This is a genomic window from Streptomyces sp. NPDC017056, assembly GCF_044332485.1.
Lineage (GTDB): Bacteria > Actinomycetota > Actinomycetes > Streptomycetales > Streptomycetaceae > Streptomyces.
Genome location: NZ_JBIRPD010000014.1, coordinates 22383 through 40568 on the forward strand (window position 1 = coordinate 22383; position 18186 = coordinate 40568).

Below are 18186 nucleotides of genomic sequence, written 5' to 3' on the forward strand. Positions count from 1 at the left end.
CCTCCTTCGGGGGGTGGGTGACGTACGGGGGTCAGTCACGGACGCGGAAGCGGTGGGCCTGCCGCGCGCCCTCGCGTACCTGGCGCACCGCCTGGGCGGCGGTCGTCCGGCCGCCCAGGACGGCTTCGGCCGCCGAGAGGTACGGATTGACGATCTTGTCGTCGGCGCGGGTGTCGAGCCAGAGCGCCATGTCCCTGTCCGCGAGCGTGTGCTGCGCCTTGGACAGCCCCTTCAACCGCGCGGCGTCCGCCGTGCCCTTGACCGCGCTCAGCCAGCCCAGGTCGCGCACCATCTTGCGGGCCTGGTCGCGGCTGGTGAGGTACTTGAGGAAGTCGACGGCGAGCGGCTTGTTGGGGGAAGAGTTGGCGACGAGCAGGCCATCCGCTCCCCCGGCGACGGCGCGGGGCGAGCCCGCCGCACCCGGGATGGCGGGCATGGTGAAGAAGTCCCAGCTCTTCGCGAATGTGCCCGGGGCGCCTCCCTTGGTGCTCAAGTAGGAGAATTCCAGGGTCTCCAGGTACTGCATCGCGGCCTTGCCGTACAGCAGCCGGGTCTGTGCGGACTCGTGGCTCACGCTCGTGCCGGACGGTCCCATGCAGCGTGACGCGAGCTGCCCGAGGTCCTCGAACGCGCGCTCGTAGCCGGGGTGGGTGAAGGCGCTGCCGCCTCCGTCGCCGTCGTAGTCCCTGGCCAGTACGCCGGCCGGCACTTCCATGGCGTTGAACTGGGTGAGCAGGTGACCGGCGGGCCAGCCGTACTGGTTGCCGAACGCGAGGGGCGTGTAGCCCGCTTCGGAGATGCGGTCACAGGCCGTCAGCAGCTCGGGGAAGGTACGCGGTGCCCGCCGCACCCCGGCCTTGGCGAAGATCTCGGTGTTGTACGCGAAGACCTTGGCGTCCACGTCCAGCGGCACCCCGTACGTGCGCCCGTCGAAGGTGAACGCGTCGAGCGCGTCGGCTTCGAAGGTGCGGCCCCAGCCGGTGTTCTTGAGCGGCGCCGACAGGTCGGCGGCGAGCTTGCCGTCGGCGAACTTGCGCGCGTACCGGCCGGGCCAGGAGAAATAGATGTCGGGCAGCTCGCGGGAGGCCGCCAGGACCGCGATGCGGTCCTTGTACGGCTGGTCGCCGACGGCCTGGAGGTCGATGGTGACGCCCGGGTTGCGGCGCTCGTAGTCGCGGACCACGTCCTTGAAGTACGGGGCGTACTCCGGGTCGGCCCACTTCTCCAGGATGGTGAGGTGCCCGCGCGGGGGTCCGTCGAGGGCGAAGTCGTTCGGGGTGACGCGGACGGGGGCCTGCCCGCACCCGGCGGCCACGAGGGTCAGCAGGGCGGCGAGCAGGCGGCCGGCGACGACGGCGGGAGTGCGGCGCATCGGCTCTCTCCTGGCGGGGATGGGTCAGGGACATCGGGACGCGGTGCGGGGCCGCGGGTCTTCGAGGGCGAGGGGGTGGCCGAAGGCGCCTGGCAGGGTGCACACGGCTGCCGCGTACGTGGCGGCGTAGCCCGCCGCGTCGGCGAGCGGGCGCCCCTGGTGGAGGGCGAGGTGCAGTGCCGCGATGAAGGAGTCGCCGGCGCCGAGGGTGTCGGTGGCGCGGACGGGCACGACCGGCTGGTGGTGCGCGGTGCCCTCGTACGACAGCACCGCGCCCCGGGCGCCCCGCGTCACCACGGCCAGCTTCGCGCCGAGCCGGTGCGCGCGGGCCAGCAGCCCGGCGGCCTCGTCCTCGTCCGCGTCGGGCCGGGAGAGGACGGCGCTGCGTACGTCGGGCAGCAGCGGTTCGGCGTAACTCCAGGGCCGGTCCGAGAAGTCGAAGCTGACCGGGCAGGCGGCGGCGAGCCGCGGCAGCTGCTCCTCCATGCCGCTGCAGTCGCCGGTGTGCACCAGGTCGAAGCCGCGGAGCCAGCGCAGGTCAGCGTCGTCCGGCGTGAACAGGGAGATCGTCTCGTCGCAGTCGCCGAAGGTCCGGTTGCCCTCGTCGTCGAGGTGGACGGTGGCGTAGGCGTTGGGCCCTTCGGCGATACGGGCCCGTTCCGTCGAAACGCCTTCGGCTGCCAGCGCCGCCCGTACGTGCCGGCCGGCCGCGTCGCTGCCGGTGACGCCGAGGTACGCGGCCTCGGCGCCGCACCGCGCGGCGTGCACCGCGACGTTGAGGGCGTTGCCGCCGGGGTACATCAGTCCGCGCCGTGGGTAGCGATCGACGACGTTGTCGCCGAGTCCGCAGATGCGCATACCGCTCTTTCCTCCAGTTGGCTCCGGTGGGGGCCGGCCCGGTGCGCCGACGGGCACCGGGCCGGGCGAACGCGGCGGCGCGGGCTCAGTAGTCGACCTGGAACATGTAGCGGCGCTTGTCGAGGTCGTGGCCGCGTACGGACTCGTAGTGGCGGGCCAGCCGGGTGCCGAAGACGTCCAGCGCGATGGGGGTGATGTCGCCGCGCACCGCCCCGGGCACACCGGGCAGGGTGAAGATCCGGGAGTCGACGTAGTGGGCCTTGCGGGTGTACGTGTCCAGGAACGTCTTGGTGCGTTCGGCCATCGGGCGGGTGGCGTCCTCGCCGAGGAAGAGGATCACCGGCTGGTCCTCGGTGACGACCTCGAAGGCACCGTGGAAAAACTCACCGGCGTGGTAGCTGCCGCCGTGCTTCCACTGCATCTCCATCAGGTAGCACATGGTGAAGCCGTAGCCCGCGCCGTAGTTGGGGCCCGCGGAGAGCACGTACGTCACCGGTTCGTCGGCGAGCGCGGTGGCGATGGAGTGGGCGAGCGCCTCCCCCTCCTCCTGCGCGGTGTACAGGGCGTCGGGCAGCGCTTCGTACGCCTTGCGGATCGTCGCGTAGTCGTCTGGGGCGCCGGTCTTCTCCAGCAGCGCGTACGCGAGCTGTCCGAAGAGCACGCCCTTCGGGGCGACGACGGTGTCCTCGCTGCGGTAGGTGAAGGCGATGTCTGCGGCCTGCGCCAGCGCGCTGTCGGCGTCGCGGGTGAGGGCGGCGACCCTGGCGCCGGTGGAGCGCGCGTAGTGGGCTGCGGCGACGGTCTCCTTGGTGGTGCCGGTGTGCGAGGAGACGAGGACGAGTGACCCCTCGCCCAGCAGCGCGGGCTTGCGCAGGTTGAACTCGTCGCTGTTCATGTGGAAGACCGGGAAGCCCGCGCGGGTCTCCAGGAGGAAGTGCGCCGGGTAGGAGGCGGTGAGCGAGCCTCCGCAGCCGACCAGGAAGACGTTGCGCAGTCCGGCGCCGACGACGTCGTCCACGAAGGCGCGGGCCGTCTCGTTCTGGCTCAGTGCGAAGGCCACGGCCTCCTTGAAGTCCTCGGTGATGGGCTTGAGGGGCAGGGTTGCGGTGGTCACGCGGGTCCTCTCCGAGCAGGTTGGGAACGTTCCCAATGGCGCGCTGGGAACGTTCCCAAAGCAGCATGAGAGCGCCCGTCGGCGCGAAGTTGGGAACGTTCCCAGCGGGGATGTCGGGAACCTTCCCACCGCCGCCGGCAGGGCGTCAATACCCCTGCACAGCCGATAGCCTGGCGACGCCATGACGACGAACCGACGCAGTGGCCCGCACCGGCCCGCCACGATCCCCGACGTCGCCCGCGAGGCGGGCGTCTCCCGCTCCACCGCCTCCCGGGCCCTCGCCGACTACGGCTCCGTCAGCCCCGAGGCCCGCGAGCGCGTACGAGCCGCCGCCGAGAAACTGGGCTACCGCGCCAACCAGCTCGCCCGGTCCATGATCACCGGGCGGACGCACACCCTGGGCGCGGTGATCGCCGACATCCAGAACCCGTTCTTCGCCGGCGTCACCCGCGGCATCACCGACGCCGCCCGCGCGGCCGGCTACCAGGTACTGCTGGCCAACACCGACGAGGACCCGGCGGCCGAGCGGGCCGCCGTGAAGATGCTGCGCGACAAGCACGTCGACGGCCTGATCGTCGCCCCCGCCTCCACGACCGACACCGGCCACCTCACCGCCGCCCACGCCGGCGGCTGCCCGGTCGTCCTCCTCGACCGGCGCGTGCCCCGCCTCGACATGGACTCCGTCGCCGTCGACAACCACGGCGCGGCCCAGGACGCCGTACGCCGCCTGATCGCCATGGGACACCGGCGCATCGCCCTGGTCAGCCTGGTGGGCAACGACGACGCCGACGACCCGGTGGACCCCGGCTCCACGGGCCTGGCCCGCATAGCCGGCTACCGCGCCGCACTGCGGGAGGCGGGCATCGCCGACACCGGCAGCTACCTGCGCACCGGCGCCTTCCACGGCCAGGACCCGGCCGTGCTCGCCGCGGACCTGCTGGACTCCCCCGCGCCGCCCACCGCCGTCTTCGCCACCGACAGCCTGATCGCGCTGGGCGTGCTGTCCGCGGCCCGGGAGCTGGGGCTGCGCGTGCCGGAGGACCTGTCCGTGATCACCTTCGACGACACCGACTGGGCTCGCGCCGTACGCCCGCGGATCAGCGTGGTCGCCCAGCCCGTACAGGAACTGGGCGCCAAAGCCGTGCACGCCCTGATCGCCCGCGTACAGGGCGGCACCCACCGCCCCGAACACACCACGCTGCCCACGGAGTTCATCGCACGCGAGTCGGTGGCGCGGGCGGCGAAGGGGAAGAAGGGGCGCGAGTAGGGCCGGGTGGGCCGGGGGCCGGGGGCGGATCTCCGGGGGCCTCGGGGCGCCGCCGGTCCGCCGCGGACATGATGTACGGCATGAAGCCGGTCAAGCGCTACCTCCTGCTCGCGCTCCTGGCCGCCGCCACCGCCGGATACACCCTGCTGCTCTGGCACGGGCCGTGGTGGATCGACGGCGCCCACCTGCGCACCCGCGGCCTCCAGCCGGCCGACGGCGTCGTCATCACCGGGTTCCGCACCGCCCTGGTCGCCCTCGGGGCCGGGCTCATCGCCGCGGCCGGCCTCTTCTACACCCACCGCACGTTGCAGCACACCCGGGAGAAGGACCAGGAGCAGGCGGAGATCGCGCGCGAGGGACAGGTCACCGACCGCTACGTGGCGGCGATCAAGCTGCCCCACCGAACGGCTGGGCGGCATCTACGCGCTCCAGCACATCATGCACGACTCACGCAAAGGACCACCTCACGGTGGTGAACGTGCTGGCCGCATACGTGCGTACGCACCACCCGACCCCCGGCAACGGCGGCGGGCGGCCGTGCGACGCCGGTGCCCGGGCCGGCCAGGACCGGGGCCCGGCCGAGCGGCACCGCACACGCCCGCTGCCCGAGGACATCCACACCGCCCTCACCGTGATCTCCGACCACCCGCTGCGCAACCTGCCCCGCGAGCACGTGGACCTGCGCGGCATCGACTTCCGCCGTGCGGACCTGCGGGCCTTGAACTTCCGGGGTACGGACCTCGGGCGTGTCTTTTGGATCAGCCCGGATCAGCCCGCGCCGTCTGGTGCGGTGCATCGCAAGGCGGAGCATTGCCCTCGGACTGGGTGTCCGTGGGTGATGCGACAACGCCGCGAGGTGCCGTGCCAGACGGCGCGGGCCCGGGATGATCCGAAAGACACGCCCTAGCCGGCGCGGACTTCCGGGAAGCGGATCTGCGCGGGGTCGCGCTGTGGGGTGCCGACCTGTCCGGTGCCGACTTCCGCGAGGCGAACCTGCGCCAGGCCGGCCTTGAGGGCGCCAACCTGGCGGGAGCCGATCTCCAGGGGGCGAAACTGCGGGAAGCCGCGCCGGGGGAAGCGGATCTGAGCCGCGCGAATCTCATGGCCGCCGATCTGACGGAGGCCGTCCTCGAAGGTGCCGTGCTCACGCGGGCGAACCTGCGCGGCGCGAACTTCCTGGACACGGATCTGAGCGGGGCGCACCTCCGGCAGGCCGACCTGCGCGGGGTCGACCTCGGCGGCACCGGCCTGCGGACGTACCCGCTGTCGGAGCACGGCTATCTGGCCGTGGACCAGCTCCTGCGGGCGAACCTCCACCGTTCCACCAGGCTGCCTCCGGACCTGGCCAGGAACGCCGAGGTCCTGGCCCGCATGGACGCGTGCGAAGCCGCGCAGCGCCCGTAGGCCCCTCGGACAGCCGCGGCGCGGACCCGGGGTGATCCGAAAGTCACGCCCTGGGTGTCACATGCCCGCCTCGACCTCCCGCGAGGCGGACCGCTTCCCCTTGCCCACCCCCGAGGCGTCGGCCGCTGCCTGTAGCGAGCGCAGGGCCAGGAGGAGCACACCGATGTCGTCGAGCAGGACCGGATCGGGCAGCAGGTCGATCGGGGAGATCAGATAGAGCAGCGCTCCCCAGTACGCGACCTTGTTCTCCAGCGGTACGCCCGCGTCACGCAGGGCGCTGCGCGCGCGGACCACCTTGACCAGCAGCACGATCGCCGCGACGACCATCGCCCCCAGCAGGACCGCCACGATCACCACGACCGCCCACATCTCACCGCTCATCCCTGACGTCTTCCCTCCGTCGCGCGTGAAATGCCGACCGGCACCGGAATTCTCCTTCCGGTGCCGGTCGGCACACACGTCAACGAGCGATCAGGCGAGGCGAAACGGCGCGCGGGACGGCTGGGGCCAGAGTTCCGCCGGAGCCTCGCCGGCAGCCGCAGCCGCAGCCGCGTCCGTCAATGCAGCAATTCCGGATCCGGCTTCCGCGCCTCCCGCTTCCGCTCCTCCCGCTCCCGTATGATTTTTGGCTGCTTTTCCGCCGACGGGGCCGGAATTTCCGTTCTCGATCGGTACCGCATCTCCTCGAAGCTCTTCTTCATGGCGTTCCGCAGTTTTTTGCCCAGCGGCCGTTCCACGAACCGGTGCACCAGCCAGGAGAGGAACAGCATGAGAACGACGATGCCCGGCAGGAGCACACCGGCGGGCACCCGGTCGCGCAGCAGGTCGATGAGGGTGAAACCCACGTACATGTGGAGCAGGTAGAGCGGATAGGTGAGCGTTCCGGCGGTGGACAACCAGCGCCATTGGAGTCTGTCGAACCAGCCGAGGGCAATGGCGGCCATCAGGGCGAAAGCCACCAGGACGGCCAACCGCACCGGCCATCCCTGCGCCACGTCCGCCTTCGCGCCGAGATTCATCACCAGCCGGCCGCGCAAATAGTGCTGGGCCAGCAGGAAGGAGACCGCGACAATGGCCCACAGCAGGGCGGTGGGCTTGAAGCGGTGCATGAGGTAGAAGGCGATGCCCGCGATGAAGTACGGGGAGTACGGCGCGATGGCCCACACCGAGAGCAGGTCGCTGTTGGACTTCAACGCCACCACCCCGGCCACGGTCCACAGGCCGCAGAAGAGCACGCACCGGCGGTAGGTGACCCCGCGGAACACCACGATCGCGAACAGCAGGTAGAACTTCAGCTCGATGAACAACGTCCAGTAGGCGTCGTCGACATCGGGCACCCCGAGCCCCTGCTGGAGCATCGTGAGGTTCGTCAGCACGGTTTCCCAGTTGTCCGCGCTGCGGACGTTCGGCCACACCGTCAAGACGGCCGCCGTGAGCAGTACGGCAATCCAATAGGCGGGATAGAGACGGGAAACGCGGGAGGTCACGAAATCGCCGAGGGAACGCCCCCAGGTGCTCATACAGATGACGAATCCGCTGATCAAGAAGAACACTTCGACGCCCAGCCACCCGTACTCCGACAGGTGGTACACGACCGGGGAGAACGTGTCCGGGTCCTCGCCCCAGCCGTCGCGCAGGGTGATGTAGTGATACGCCAGGACCATCAGGGCCGCCAGCAGTCTCAGCGCGTCGAGGACCCTGAGTCTGGGCCGCCGCACTCCCTCCTGTGGTACGGGAGGGTGTTTGGGCGCGGCGTAAAGCATCCGGGTCCTTAACGACGGTGCGGCGGCATTCTGTCCGAATTTTGCGGTAAACCGTGGAAAATGCGCGAACGGATCGCGGAGTTTAGGGTACGACACCTCACCTGCCCTGTGTCCACAACATCCGTGATGTTCGCGACAGTCGACGGCGGTGCAGGTCAACAGGGGCGCTGCTGTGGTGCATCGCTGCCGTTTCTGAGAAATACATGAAAAAAGCGGACCGGTGCCCCGGGCCCGGCCGTGTCCCCGGGCAGCCGGCCCGCCCGCGCACCGCCGCCCACCCGGCGAGCGGGCCGCCGCCGCCCGGCCGCACGTCGTCGGCGGCCGCCCGGCACGCGACCCCGCGCGCGGGCCGACTTCCCGCCGGTTACGGCGAAGTTGTTGCCAGGAGCCTCAGGAGCCCCAACAATGCGCACGTCAAAGCCGAAGGACCTTCGGCTACGGATTCTGAGAGGACCCCCACATGAAAAGCCCTCTCGTCGGTGCCCTGGCCACGGCCGTCCTGGGTACCGCGGCGCTCGTGGGCACCGCCGGAACCGCCGGTGCCGCCACCACCTCCGCCACCGTCTCCGACGCCGCCGGGCACCCGGCGGCGGTCAAGGCGGCGGCTCCCAGAGCCGTGAGCTTCGCCGGCACGGTGGCGCTCAGCAACTGCTCCGGATCGATCGTGCGCATGCCCACCTCGACCGACAACGACCCCGCACTGGTCATGTCCAACGGGCACTGCCTGGAGAGCGGCATGCCCGACGCGGGCGAGGTCGTCGTCGACCAGCCCTCCAGCCGCAGCTTCACCGTCCTCAGCGCCTCGGCGGGCAACCTCGGCACGGTCCGCGCCACCAAGGTCGTCTACGCGACCATGACCGACACCGACGTCTCGCTCTACGAACTCTCCTCCACCTACGCCCAGATCAAGCAGCGCTACGGCATCAACGCGCTGGACGTCGCCACCACCCACCCGGCCAAGGGCGCCGCGATCAGCGTCGTCTCCGGTTACTGGAAGAAGACCTACAACTGCAACATGGACGGCTTCGCCTACCGGTTGAAGGAAGGAAACTGGACCTGGAAGGACTCGGTCCGCTACACCGCCCCCTGCAAGGTCATCGGCGGCACCTCGGGTTCACCGGTGATCGACGTCGCCTCCGGCAAGGTGGCGGCCGTCAACAACACGATCAACGAGAGCGGCCAGCGCTGCACCATGAACAACCCCTGTGAGGTCGACGCCAACGGCCAGGTGAGTGTGCGCCGCGGCATCGGCTACGCACAGGAGACGTACGAGATACCCAAGTGCTTCGGCACCGGCAACAAGCTCGACCTGGGTCGGCCAGGCTGCGTCCTGCCCAAGGGCTGAGACACCCACCGGCGGGCACACGCCGTGCTCGCCGGTGGCGTCAACCGCCGCCGGGCACCGGCCCGCTGAACGCGCCGGGCACCGAACGCAGCCACACCTCGCAGGCCAGCGTGTTGTCGAGGGCGCGCAGCACGTCCGCGGACAGCTGGGGCCGGCCGAGGCCGGCGCCGAGGGCCGTGGTGTCCAGGAGCCCCGCCCCGGCCAGGCGGGAGTCGTTGAACAGTTCCGCGAGGGCGGACCGGTTCCGGCGCAGGGCCGAGTAGAAGTCGGCGGTGTACTCGCCCTTGGTGGACCGGGCCAGGAGCAGGTCGGGGACGACGCCCCGCATGGCTTCGGCGAGGACCGGCTTGTAGCGTCCCGGCGCGCTGCGCTCGGCGACCCGTACGGACAGCGCGGCCTCGATCACGCCGTCGTCGAGGAAGGGCGCGGCGTACGGCAGTCCCAGGCCGGACGTCACCTGGTCGACCTGCCGGAAAGCGCGGCCGCACGTCTGCACGGCACTCAGCGCGGCGTGCCGGCCGCGCCGTTCCGCGAGCGGTTCGGGACCCTCGGCGGCCGCTGCGCGCAGCAGGTCCCGTGCCGCCCGTACCGCTTCCTGCGTGGCCCAGGGCGGCATGGGCGACAGCGTGCCCCAGGCCGTACCGGACGTATAGCGGGCGGGTGCGGGCCGCGCCCGGTCCTGGGTCAGGTGGTCGGCCCAGGCGGTCAGCCACCGGGTGAAGGCACTGCGGTCCGCCAGTCCGCGCAGCAGCGGCCACAGCGGCCCGCGCCGGACGGCCCGGGCCCGGCGTACGCGGCCGAGCGCCGCCCAGGGGTGGCTGCGCAGGACGTCGTGCAGGTACGGCGGCAGGTCGCCGAACAGCTCGTCACCGCCGCCGCCCGACAGGTGCAGCCCCGACCCCCGCCCGGCCATGTGGCCGGCGAGCGTGGCGAGCCTGGCGCTGTCACGGGCCCAGACGCCCGGCTCGTCCGACACCGCTTTCAGACCGGTCATGCCGCTGAACCACAGGGGCGCGCGGGTCCGTTCGGGCCGTACGTGTTCGGCGCCGGGCAGCCGGGCGGCCGCCCGCGCGGCCCAGGCGGCGTCGTCGTTCGCCGGGTCCACGCTCTCCCAGCCGAAGGTGACCAGGCGGGCCGGGCCGCGGTCCGCGAGGAAGCACAGGCTGGTGGAGTCCATGCCGCCGGAGAGGTCCGCGCTCACCGTCTTGCGGCCGGTGGTGCAGGAGTCCACCGCGGCGGTGAGCGCGCGGCACACCGCGTCCGCCCCTTGGGCCGCGGACAGTTCGGGTTCCGGCGGTGTCCACCACCGCCGGATGGCGGCCCGCCCGTCCGCGTCCAGCAGCAGGCAGTGCCCGGCGGCCACGGACTCGACGCCGCGCCAGATGCCGGGACCGTCGCCGAGCGGGTACGGCGGGGGCGTCGCCAGGAGGTGGAGTGCCACATGCCGTTCGTCCACGCCCGCGCCGACCGCTGCCGCCAGGGTGTCGGCGCGGCAGGCCGCCACCGTCACGCCCTCCACCCGGGCGTGGAAGACGCGCCGTACCGCCGAGGCGCTGCCGCGCACCCGGACCCGGCCGTCCGCCGAGGTGACCGCGTGGAAGCTGCCCGGCAGCCCGGCGAGCGCCCGTTCGGTGTCGGAGACGTCCCGGAGGGCGCGCAGCCGGTCCGCGAGCGCTTCCGCGGTGACCGGGCACCGCCCGATCACCGCCATCCGCGCGCTTCCCGCGGCGGCGACCACCACCTGACCGGCCGGCCAGCTGCCCAGCAGCCACGGGCGCCCGGAGTGGTGCGTGACCACCTCGGTCGCCCGGGCGCGCAGCAGCCGCGCCGCGGCCGGTCCGCGGCCGCCGTCGGGGAAGACCGCGAACCACACCTCGTCGGCCAAGGTCCGTCAGCCCGCCGGCGGGATCTGCCAGTACCAGGGGGCGTAGCCGCCTTCGAAGAAGGTGCCGCTGTTCGAGCCCAGCGTCAGCTCGGTGAAGCCGCCGGTCTCCTGCACGACGGGCGGTTCATAGGTTTCGTCCGGTTCCACAGAACTCCCCTTTCCGCGTACCGGCCCCGCGCCGCCCTGACCGGTTCAGGGCCGCCGGGCCCACGCGGCCCAAGGACTGCCCACCAGGGCACCGCCCTACGCCGGACGGCCGCCGTCTTCACCCGGCGGGGTGACGCGCCCGTGGGCCCATTCGAAGCGCGCGGCCCGCCGGTGTGGCACGGTCGGACCATGAACGCGGCATCCGACATCCGTTCCCAGGCCACCGCCCTCGCCCGTGACCTCGGTGGTTCCTGGCAGCCGGACGACGCCGACCGCAACCTCGCGCTCGCCCTGGTCCTCGCCCGCGACGACAACGGCGGCCTGCTCACCGCCCGCATCATCACGCGCTACCTCCTGGACGCCTCCTACGGCCTGAAACCCATCGGCGCCATGTACCAGCTGATGGCCTGCACCGCCGACTTCCTGGACGACCCGCGGCAGGCCGGCGCCGACGACGGGCAGGCGGCCCTGGGCGACGTCAACGGCCTGCTCGACACGGTCGCCGCTCTCCCGCCCGCCGGCACGTGAGCGGGGCCGCGCGCCTCAGTCGGCGGCCGGTTCGACGGTTTGCACGTCGGTGCCGGTGGCGCGCAGGGCGGCCAGCTCGGCGGCGGGGGTGCCGGTGTCGGTGAGCACCGTCCGGTAGCGGGCGGCGGTGCCGTACGCGTAGGTGGCGCGTTTGCCGAACTTCGTGTGGTCGGCGAGGAGCACGGCTTCGCCGGCGGAGTCCAGCATGGCTTCCTTGACCTCGACGTACTCGCTCAGCGGGTGGAAGAGCCGCCCGTCGAGTACGGCGGTGGCGGACGTCAGCACGAGGTCGGCGTGGATCCGGGCGAGGGCGCGGGTGACCTCCGGTCCCGTGCAGGAGTTGAACTCGCTCCGGTACCGGCCGCCGAGCAGGGTGACGGCCACGCCGGGCGCCGCGCCCAGGCGCTGGGCGAGGCCGACGGAGTTGGTGACCACCGTGAGCCGCTCGTGCCGGGCCAGCATCCCGGCCAGCGGGTAGAGGGTGGTGGAGTCGTCCATCAGCACGGTGCTGCCCGGGGTGATGCGCCCGGCCACCGCGGCGCACAGCGCGGTCTTGGCGGGCAGGCCCGCTTCCTCCCGGAAGCGGGTGGCGGTCTCCATGGTGAGGGCGGGGAAGGCGACGGCGCGCCCCCGCTCCTTGCGGAGCAGGTGGCGCCCGGCGAGGTCGTCGAGGTCGCGGTGCATCGTCATGAGGCTGACGTCGAAGCGGGCGGCGAGCGCGTCGATGCGCAGGTCCCCGTGGTCGGCGACGTACCGCAGGACGGACTGCCGCCGCTGTTCGACGGCGGCCTGCGAGGGCCGTGCCTTGGCGGGCATCCGGCGTCCCTTCCCTCTCTGGTCCTCGCCCCGGGTGGTCAGCCGGGCAGCGGGCACACCAGGGGCTTGATCGTCGTACGGTCGCGGGCCGCGGCGGTGAGCGCCTGCCCGGCCTCCTCCAGGCCGTACCGGTGGGAGACCAGCCGGTCGAGCCGCACCTCCCCGGAGGCGGCCAGGGCGATGGCGGTCGGCCAGGTGTTGGCGTACCGGAAGGTGCCGGTGACCTCGATCTCGAAGTTTTGCACATGGGCCAGCGGCAGCGGCACGGTGTCCCCGCCCATCCCCACCAGCACCGCCCGTCCCGCCCGCCCGACGGTCCTGATCGCCTCGTCGGCGACGGCCGGGACGCCGGAGCACTCCAGGAGGACGTCGGGGGCGTATCCGGTGGCGGCGAGCCGGGTGCCGCGGACGTCCACCGTGCCGGTGGCGCCCAACTGCCGCGCCAGGTCGAGCCGTTGCGGCGCGATGTCGGTGACGACCACTTCGGTGGCGCCGAAGGCGCGGGCCGTCTGGACGGCGACCAGGCCGATGGGGCCCGCGCCGGTGACCAGCACCCGCGAGCCGGGGCCGATCCGCCCTTTGCGCGCCGCCCACACGCCGACGGACAGCGGCTCCAGCAGGGCCGCGGTCTCGGCGGTCAGCGTGCCGGGTACGGCGTGGGCGAAGTTCTCGTCGATGGCGACGTATTCGCACAGGGCGCCGTCGACCGGCGGGGTGGCGTAGAAGGACACCTCGGGGCAGAGGTTGTAGCGGCCGTGGCGGCACTGCGCACAGGCCCCGCACGGCACTCCGGGTTCCAGGGAGACGAGCTGCCCCGGCCGGTGCCTGGTCGCGCCGGGGCCGAGGGCGACGACGGTGCCGCCGGGCTCGTGTCCGAGGACCATCGGGGCGCGGACGACGAAGTCGCCGATCCGCCCGTGCTCGTAGTAGTGCACGTCGGAGCCGCAGATGCCGACCGCTTCGACGCGGACCAGGACCTGTCCGGGCCCGGGGCGCGGGACGGGCCGCTCCTCGGTCCGCAGGTCCTTCGGCGCGTGCAGCACGGCGGCGCGCATGGTGTCCGGGATGTGCGCGGGCAGGGCGTTGGCGGTCATTCTCCGGTCACGGCTCCCGTTCCTTGTTATCAGGTTTTCCGGTCTTCATCTCACATAATGCGTGAGGAAAGCGAGGGAGCGCCACCCGTCGGGCAGGGCACCTCGCTGATCAATTACGGTCAACCGCCGCTCGCCTTCTGGCGCGCGAGCGTGCCGCGACAAAGGCATGGGACATTAACGGCCACTCCCCACGGTGATCGAGTAGGCACTGATAGATATCGGCCAACATGAGGCAGGCTCCCCCGACCGGTCGTGTGTGTACGGCACCCGTGCGACACCCGGAGAACGTGCGGGGCGGGCGCAGGTGCCTTCGAAGAAGCGACGAGGTGCCATGGTCCGGTGCGAGAGCGGTATTGCCGGTGCCCGGCCGGAGGAGGGCCGCCCCTCGGCGGAGGGCGCCTCCACGGCCGGAGCCGTGCTGACCACCGCACGCGTCGCGGAACTCCTGATCAAACACCTCGGGTGCGACGAACCCCAGGCCCGGGACTGCGCGAGCGGGCTGGTGGGCCCGGGCACGGGCGCCCGGGCAGGCGCCGCCGACGACGTCCCCAGGGCCGGAACACCCGGATCCGCCGGTGGCCCGGCTCCCGGCACCGGAGGCGAGACCGTACGGGCCCACGGCCGTGAGGTAACGGTCCCCCTCGAATCCGGACCCTTCGACGGAGCCACCGAGCTGACCACCGCCCGCAGCCCGGCGGAACTGGCGCAACGGCTGCACGAACGGGTCCGGCCCTGGGGCGCCGCCGCGGTGGTGCTGGCGGTCCTGGACATGGAGGGCGTCCTGCGGACGAGCGGCGTCGCCGGCTCCGCCGCGCGAGCCGTCAGCGACTGCTCACGGGTACCGCTGCACTGCATACTCCCGCTGGCCCGCATGGCCCGGGCGGACCAGCAGGTATGGCTCGACGACGAGGCCGGCGGGCGCACCCTGACCTGGGTGTCGGCCAGGAGCGACGCGCCGAACGCGCCGTGCCCCCTCGGGACGCGCGACTCCGGCACCGGCCCCGAGGCCGTGGTGTGGGTGGTGAACGTCAGCTGGCCCGCTCCCCCACCGCTGACCGGCACGGCCCGCGCGAGGCTGGAGGCGCTGGCCGTCTCCGCCGGGCAGCGGCTGCGCGGCCTGGCCGCCTTGGGGCTGCCGGACGACGACGCACGGGCGACCTGGCTGGCCGCGGCCATCGACGCGATCCCCGTTCCGGCCGCGCTGCTCTTCCCGGTGCGCGGCCCGCTCGGCCGGGTCGTGGAGTTCACCATCGACCGCTGCAACGCGCACGCCACGGACCTCCTGGGCCGCACGCCCGAGCAGATCACCGGCAGCCGCCTGCTGGACGCCTTCCCCGGAATGGCCCTGTCCGGGATCTTCGACGCCTGTGTGACGGTCCTGGAGACCGGCGTGCCGCTGGACCGGGGCCCGTTCTCGTACGAGGAACCGTTTCACGGCGTACTGCACCCTGCCGTGCTGAGCGTACGCGCCCAGCGGGTGGGCGGCGGCCTGCTGGTGAGCTGGCAGTTCCACGACGAGCAGGCGCGGATGACGGCCCGGGTCGACGACGCCGAACGGCTGGCCGGCCTGGGCTGGGCGGAGTGGAACCTGGTCACCGGTGACGTCACCTGGTCGCGGAGGATGTACGACATCCTCGAAGCCGACCCGCGGAGCGGCCTGTTGCCGCTGGACGCCCTGCCCGGGTACGTCGTCGAGGAGGACCTGCCGGTCGTCGTGCGGGCCGTACAGTCGCTGTCCCGCAGCCCCGAGCCGGTGTGGTTCGAGGTCCGTACGCGCGCCGCCGAGGGGTTGCGCCATGTGAGCGTCAACGCCGAGCTGCACCGCGACAGCCTGGGCAACCTGGCGGCGCTGCGCAGTGTCGTCCAGGAAATCTCCACGGTCCGGCGCATGGAGGCGGAGTTGGAGGCGTCCCGCCGGGAGGTCGAAGGGCGGCAGCTGCGGATGGCGGAGGAACTGCAACTGGCGCTCCTGCCACGGGTGCACACCACACTCCCCGGACTGCGGGCCGCCGTCCGCTACCAGCCCGCGGAGAACTGCGCCCGGGTGGGCGGCGACTGGTTCGAGGCCACGCCACTGCCCGACGGCCGGGTGCTGATCGCCATCGGCGACGTGCTCGGGCACGGCCTCCAGGCCGCGGCGGGCATGGCGCAGTTGCGCAACGCGCTGCTCGGGATCGCGTACACCGGCGCCGACGCGGCCCAGATCCTCGACTGCCTGAACCTGGTCGCCTTCCACGGCCACGACGAGTCGCTGACGGCGACCGCCGTCGTCGGCCACTTCGATCCGGAGCAGCGCACCCTGTCCTGGGCCCGCGCCGGGCACCCGCCGCCCGTCCTGGTGCGCGGCGGCCGGGCCACCGAGCTGAGCAACGACGACGGGACCACGCTGGGCGCCAGCCTGGACCCCGGCTACGCGCTCAAGACGCTTCCCCTGCACGCCGGTGACCGTCTGATCCTCTACACCGACGGCCTGGTCGAGCGCCGCGCCGACCGGGCCGGCAACCGGGAGGACCTGCTGCTGTCCACCGCGCGCCAAGGCGCCTGCGGCAGCCCCGAGGAACATCTGCAAACCCTGCTGTCCGTCCTGCACACCAATCCGGAGGACGACACCTGCGTCATCGTCCTCCACGTAGGGAGTTGAGCGACGATGCCCGTCAACCTGCCGCACGGCGGCCCGCCGGGAGCACGCCGATGAACGGCCCGGACGTCGACGAGACGGCCGTACGCCACGCCTTCTCCCGCCGTGTCCCGGCCACCCGCGACCTCGCCGGGGAGGCCGGCCGGGTGGCGGCGGCGTGCCGGGACATGGCGGGGCGGTTCGCGGGCGGCGGCCAGCTGATCGTGTTCGGCAACGGCGAGTCCGGCGTGGACGCGAGCCATATCGCCGTCGAGTTCATGCATCCGGTCGTGGTGGGCAAGCGGGCGCTGCCCGCGCTGGCCCTCGGCAACGACTCGGCGACGCTCAGCGGCGTCGGCGCCCGGCAGGGCTTCGACGAGGTCTTCGCCCACCAGCTGCGGGCGTTCGCCGCCGCCGGGGACATCGCGCTCGGCGTCTCGCCGGACGGCCGCTGCCCCAATGTGCGCCGGGCGCTGGCCCAGGCGCGGGAGTCGGGGCTGCTGACCGTCGTGCTGTGCGGTGGTGACCGCGCGGACGCGCCGCCCGCCGACCACGTCCTGGTGCTGGGCGGCACGGACCCGCTGGTCGTCAAGGAGGTGCATGTGACGGCGTACCACCTGGTGTGGGAGCTGACGCACGTCTTCCTCGACCAGCTGGACGCGGGGAGCGCTCCGGAGGAGGCGCGGCCCGGCGGTCCGGACTCCCTGGGCGACGTGTGCGTGACGTACTCGGACAAGGCGCGTCCGATGCGGGTGCTGCGGCTGCTTCCGGGTGGCATGGCACTGGCCCGCGAGGAGGAGGCGGAAGACGGTGCGGAAGACCCGGCGGGCGGCGACGGCGTGGAGATCAGCGTCGCGCTCGTCGACGCCGTCCCCGGCGCCGCCGTCCTCGTCCGCGCCGGAGAGGCCGTCGCCCTGGCCGGCGAGACCGCCGCGCCGCCGCGGCCGGGAGGCTCCGATGACTGAGGTCCCGGACACGGTACGGGAGTTGTACCCGTTCCTGTACGAGAAGCGGGCGACGGCCGCTGCGGAGCCCGCCACCGACCTGGCCGACGAGGTGGCCCGTTCGACGCGGGAGAGGGTCGCCGAGATCACCGCACTCCGGCGGGAGGTCGCCGCCAACTGCGCGCCCCGGATCGCCGCCTGCGCCGAGCAGCTGGCGGAGCGCTTCGCGGCCGGCGGCCGGCTGTTCGCCTTCGGCAACGGCGGCAGCGCCACGGACGCCCAGGGCCTGGCCACCACCTTCCTGCACCCGCCGGCCGGGCCGGTGCCCGACGCCGTACCGCTGCCCGCGCTGTCGCTGACCAGCGATGCCGCGGTGGTCACGGCGCTGTCCAACGACGTCGGCTTCGACGTGGTCTTCGCGCGTCAGCTCGCCGCGTTCGGGCGGCGCGGCGACATCGCGGTCGGGCTGTCGATCAGCGGCGGGTCCGCCAATGTCGTACAGGCGCTGGAGGAGGCCGCCCGGCTGGGCATGATGACGGTGGCGCTGGCGGGCCACGACGGCGGTCTGCTGGCCGGACTCGACGTGCTCGGCCACCTGTTCGTCATCCCGTCCCCCTCGGTGCACCGCATCCAGGAAGCGCAGACGACCGTGTACCACGCGCTGTGGGAACTGACCCAGCACGCGCTACAGGTCGTCCGGAAGGAGCGGGGCGGTGTGCTGTGACCTCCGCCGTCAGCTCCGCCGACCGCGCGAGGCCGCCTCCGGGACCCGCCGGACGTGCCGGGGAATCGCTGGTCCACCTGCTGTGGCTGAACGCCGGCCTGCGTTGTGACGGGCCGGCCAGGATCAGCGGGCTGCCCGGCGACCAGGTCGCGGCCCTGGCCGCCGACGACGTGGAGGCGCGTGCCTTCGCCTGCGCCGGTGTGCGGGCCTGGCCGGAATCCGGTGGGGCCGTGGCGCCCCCGGTGACGAAACGTTTACCCTGCGCTCCGCTGTCCCGAGGGGACATCAGCGCGTGAAGGGACTCCCGA

19 protein-coding genes are annotated in these 18186 nt (G+C 72.6%); 10 read left to right on the forward strand and 9 right to left on the reverse strand.

What is annotated here, in order from left to right; genetic code table 11:
* Positions 1-31 precede the first annotated feature (31 nt).
* The 3 genes from ACH4OW_RS25010 to ACH4OW_RS25020 form a co-directional block, all read right to left on the reverse strand.
* Positions 32-1372, reverse strand: coding sequence for an ABC transporter substrate-binding protein (locus ACH4OW_RS25010; protein ID WP_398030098.1), 1341 nt, complete (start codon positions 1370-1372; stop codon positions 32-34).
* A 24-nt stretch (positions 1373-1396) separates the two neighbouring features.
* Entirely contained in the window at positions 1397-2230 is an 834-nt protein-coding gene (locus ACH4OW_RS25015; RefSeq protein WP_398030099.1) for a PfkB family carbohydrate kinase, read from the reverse strand.
* 85 nt (positions 2231-2315) lie between these two features.
* A complete protein-coding gene (locus tag ACH4OW_RS25020) occupies positions 2316-3344 on the reverse strand; it encodes an SIS domain-containing protein (protein ID WP_398030100.1) in 1029 nt (342 codons plus the stop codon).
* A gap of 181 nt (positions 3345-3525) precedes the next feature.
* Here ACH4OW_RS25020 and ACH4OW_RS25025 point away from each other — a divergent pair, with 181 nt between their 5' ends.
* The 4 genes from ACH4OW_RS25025 to ACH4OW_RS25040 all read left to right on the forward strand — a co-directional run bounded on the left by ACH4OW_RS25025 (position 3526) and on the right by ACH4OW_RS25040 (position 6015).
* Positions 3526-4611 (forward strand): LacI family DNA-binding transcriptional regulator, encoded by a 1086-nt coding sequence (locus tag ACH4OW_RS25025; protein WP_398030101.1) that lies wholly within the window; start codon positions 3526-3528, stop codon positions 4609-4611.
* Between the two features lie 80 nt (positions 4612-4691).
* A complete protein-coding gene (locus ACH4OW_RS25030) occupies positions 4692-5087 on the forward strand; it encodes a hypothetical protein (RefSeq protein WP_398030102.1) in 396 nt (131 codons plus the stop codon).
* The gene (locus tag ACH4OW_RS25035; RefSeq protein ID WP_398030103.1) at positions 5081-5518 is read left to right on the forward strand and encodes a pentapeptide repeat-containing protein; all 438 of its coding nucleotides are present in this window, start codon (positions 5081-5083) and stop codon (positions 5516-5518) included. Before ACH4OW_RS25030 ends, ACH4OW_RS25035 begins: the two co-directional genes overlap by 7 nt.
* A 26-nt stretch (positions 5519-5544) precedes the next feature.
* Complete coding sequence (locus ACH4OW_RS25040; RefSeq protein ID WP_398030231.1) at positions 5545-6015, forward strand: pentapeptide repeat-containing protein; 471 nt, start codon at positions 5545-5547, stop codon at positions 6013-6015.
* Positions 6016-6072: 57 nt separating this feature from the next.
* Here the strand turns inward: ACH4OW_RS25040 and ACH4OW_RS25045 are convergent, their stop codons facing one another.
* Both ACH4OW_RS25045 and ACH4OW_RS25050 read right to left on the reverse strand, forming a co-directional pair.
* Positions 6073-6396 carry a YkvA family protein gene (locus tag ACH4OW_RS25045; RefSeq protein ID WP_360129213.1) on the reverse strand — a complete coding sequence of 108 codons (324 nt, stop codon included), beginning with the start codon at positions 6394-6396 and terminating at the stop codon, positions 6073-6075.
* A gap of 176 nt (positions 6397-6572) precedes the next feature.
* Entirely contained in the window at positions 6573-7679 is a 1107-nt protein-coding gene (locus ACH4OW_RS25050) for an acyltransferase family protein (RefSeq protein ID WP_398030232.1), read from the reverse strand.
* Between the two features lie 559 nt (positions 7680-8238).
* Between ACH4OW_RS25050 and ACH4OW_RS25055 the strand changes: the two genes are divergently transcribed.
* Positions 8239-9123 carry a serine protease gene (locus ACH4OW_RS25055; RefSeq protein WP_398030104.1) on the forward strand — a complete coding sequence of 295 codons (885 nt, stop codon included), beginning with the start codon at positions 8239-8241 and terminating at the stop codon, positions 9121-9123.
* A 40-nt stretch (positions 9124-9163) separates the two neighbouring features.
* Here the strand turns inward: ACH4OW_RS25055 and ACH4OW_RS25060 are convergent, their stop codons facing one another.
* Together ACH4OW_RS25060 and ACH4OW_RS25065 are read right to left on the reverse strand one after the other, a co-directional pair.
* A complete protein-coding gene (locus ACH4OW_RS25060) occupies positions 9164-11008 on the reverse strand; it encodes an asparagine synthase-related protein (protein WP_398030105.1) in 1845 nt (614 codons plus the stop codon).
* Between the two features lie 6 nt (positions 11009-11014).
* On the reverse strand, positions 11015-11155 hold the full coding sequence (locus ACH4OW_RS25065; RefSeq protein WP_360129201.1) for a lasso RiPP family leader peptide-containing protein: 141 nt from the start codon (positions 11153-11155) through the stop codon (positions 11015-11017).
* Positions 11156-11344: 189 nt separating this feature from the next.
* On the opposite strand from ACH4OW_RS25065, the gene ACH4OW_RS25070 reads away from it, so the two are divergent.
* Complete coding sequence (locus ACH4OW_RS25070) at positions 11345-11683, forward strand: hypothetical protein (protein WP_360129198.1); 339 nt, start codon at positions 11345-11347, stop codon at positions 11681-11683.
* A gap of 15 nt (positions 11684-11698) precedes the next feature.
* Here ACH4OW_RS25070 and ACH4OW_RS25075 read toward each other — a convergent pair whose 3' ends face one another.
* Complete coding sequence (locus tag ACH4OW_RS25075) at positions 11699-12499, reverse strand: DeoR/GlpR family DNA-binding transcription regulator (RefSeq protein ID WP_398030106.1); 801 nt, start codon at positions 12497-12499, stop codon at positions 11699-11701.
* 38 nt (positions 12500-12537) lie between these two features.
* Complete coding sequence (locus ACH4OW_RS25080) at positions 12538-13593, reverse strand: NAD(P)-dependent alcohol dehydrogenase (RefSeq protein ID WP_360129192.1); 1056 nt, start codon at positions 13591-13593, stop codon at positions 12538-12540.
* A gap of 331 nt (positions 13594-13924) precedes the next feature.
* On the opposite strand from ACH4OW_RS25080, the gene ACH4OW_RS25085 reads away from it, so the two are divergent.
* Genes ACH4OW_RS25085 through ACH4OW_RS25100 form a run of 4 tightly spaced genes read left to right on the forward strand, consistent with a single transcriptional unit; the run spans position 13925 to position 18174 of the window.
* Entirely contained in the window at positions 13925-16234 is a 2310-nt protein-coding gene (locus ACH4OW_RS25085; RefSeq protein WP_398030107.1) for a SpoIIE family protein phosphatase, read from the forward strand.
* Positions 16235-16284: 50 nt separating this feature from the next.
* The gene (locus tag ACH4OW_RS25090) at positions 16285-17175 is read left to right on the forward strand and encodes an SIS domain-containing protein (protein WP_398030108.1); all 891 of its coding nucleotides are present in this window, start codon (positions 16285-16287) and stop codon (positions 17173-17175) included.
* Complete coding sequence (locus ACH4OW_RS25095) at positions 17168-17878, forward strand: SIS domain-containing protein (RefSeq protein ID WP_398030109.1); 711 nt, start codon at positions 17168-17170, stop codon at positions 17876-17878. Before ACH4OW_RS25090 ends, ACH4OW_RS25095 begins: the two co-directional genes overlap by 8 nt.
* Positions 17875-18174 carry a hypothetical protein gene (locus ACH4OW_RS25100; protein WP_360129187.1) on the forward strand — a complete coding sequence of 100 codons (300 nt, stop codon included), beginning with the start codon at positions 17875-17877 and terminating at the stop codon, positions 18172-18174. The genes ACH4OW_RS25095 and ACH4OW_RS25100 overlap by 4 nt, the downstream gene beginning before the upstream one ends.
* Positions 18175-18186: the final 12 nt, after the last annotated feature.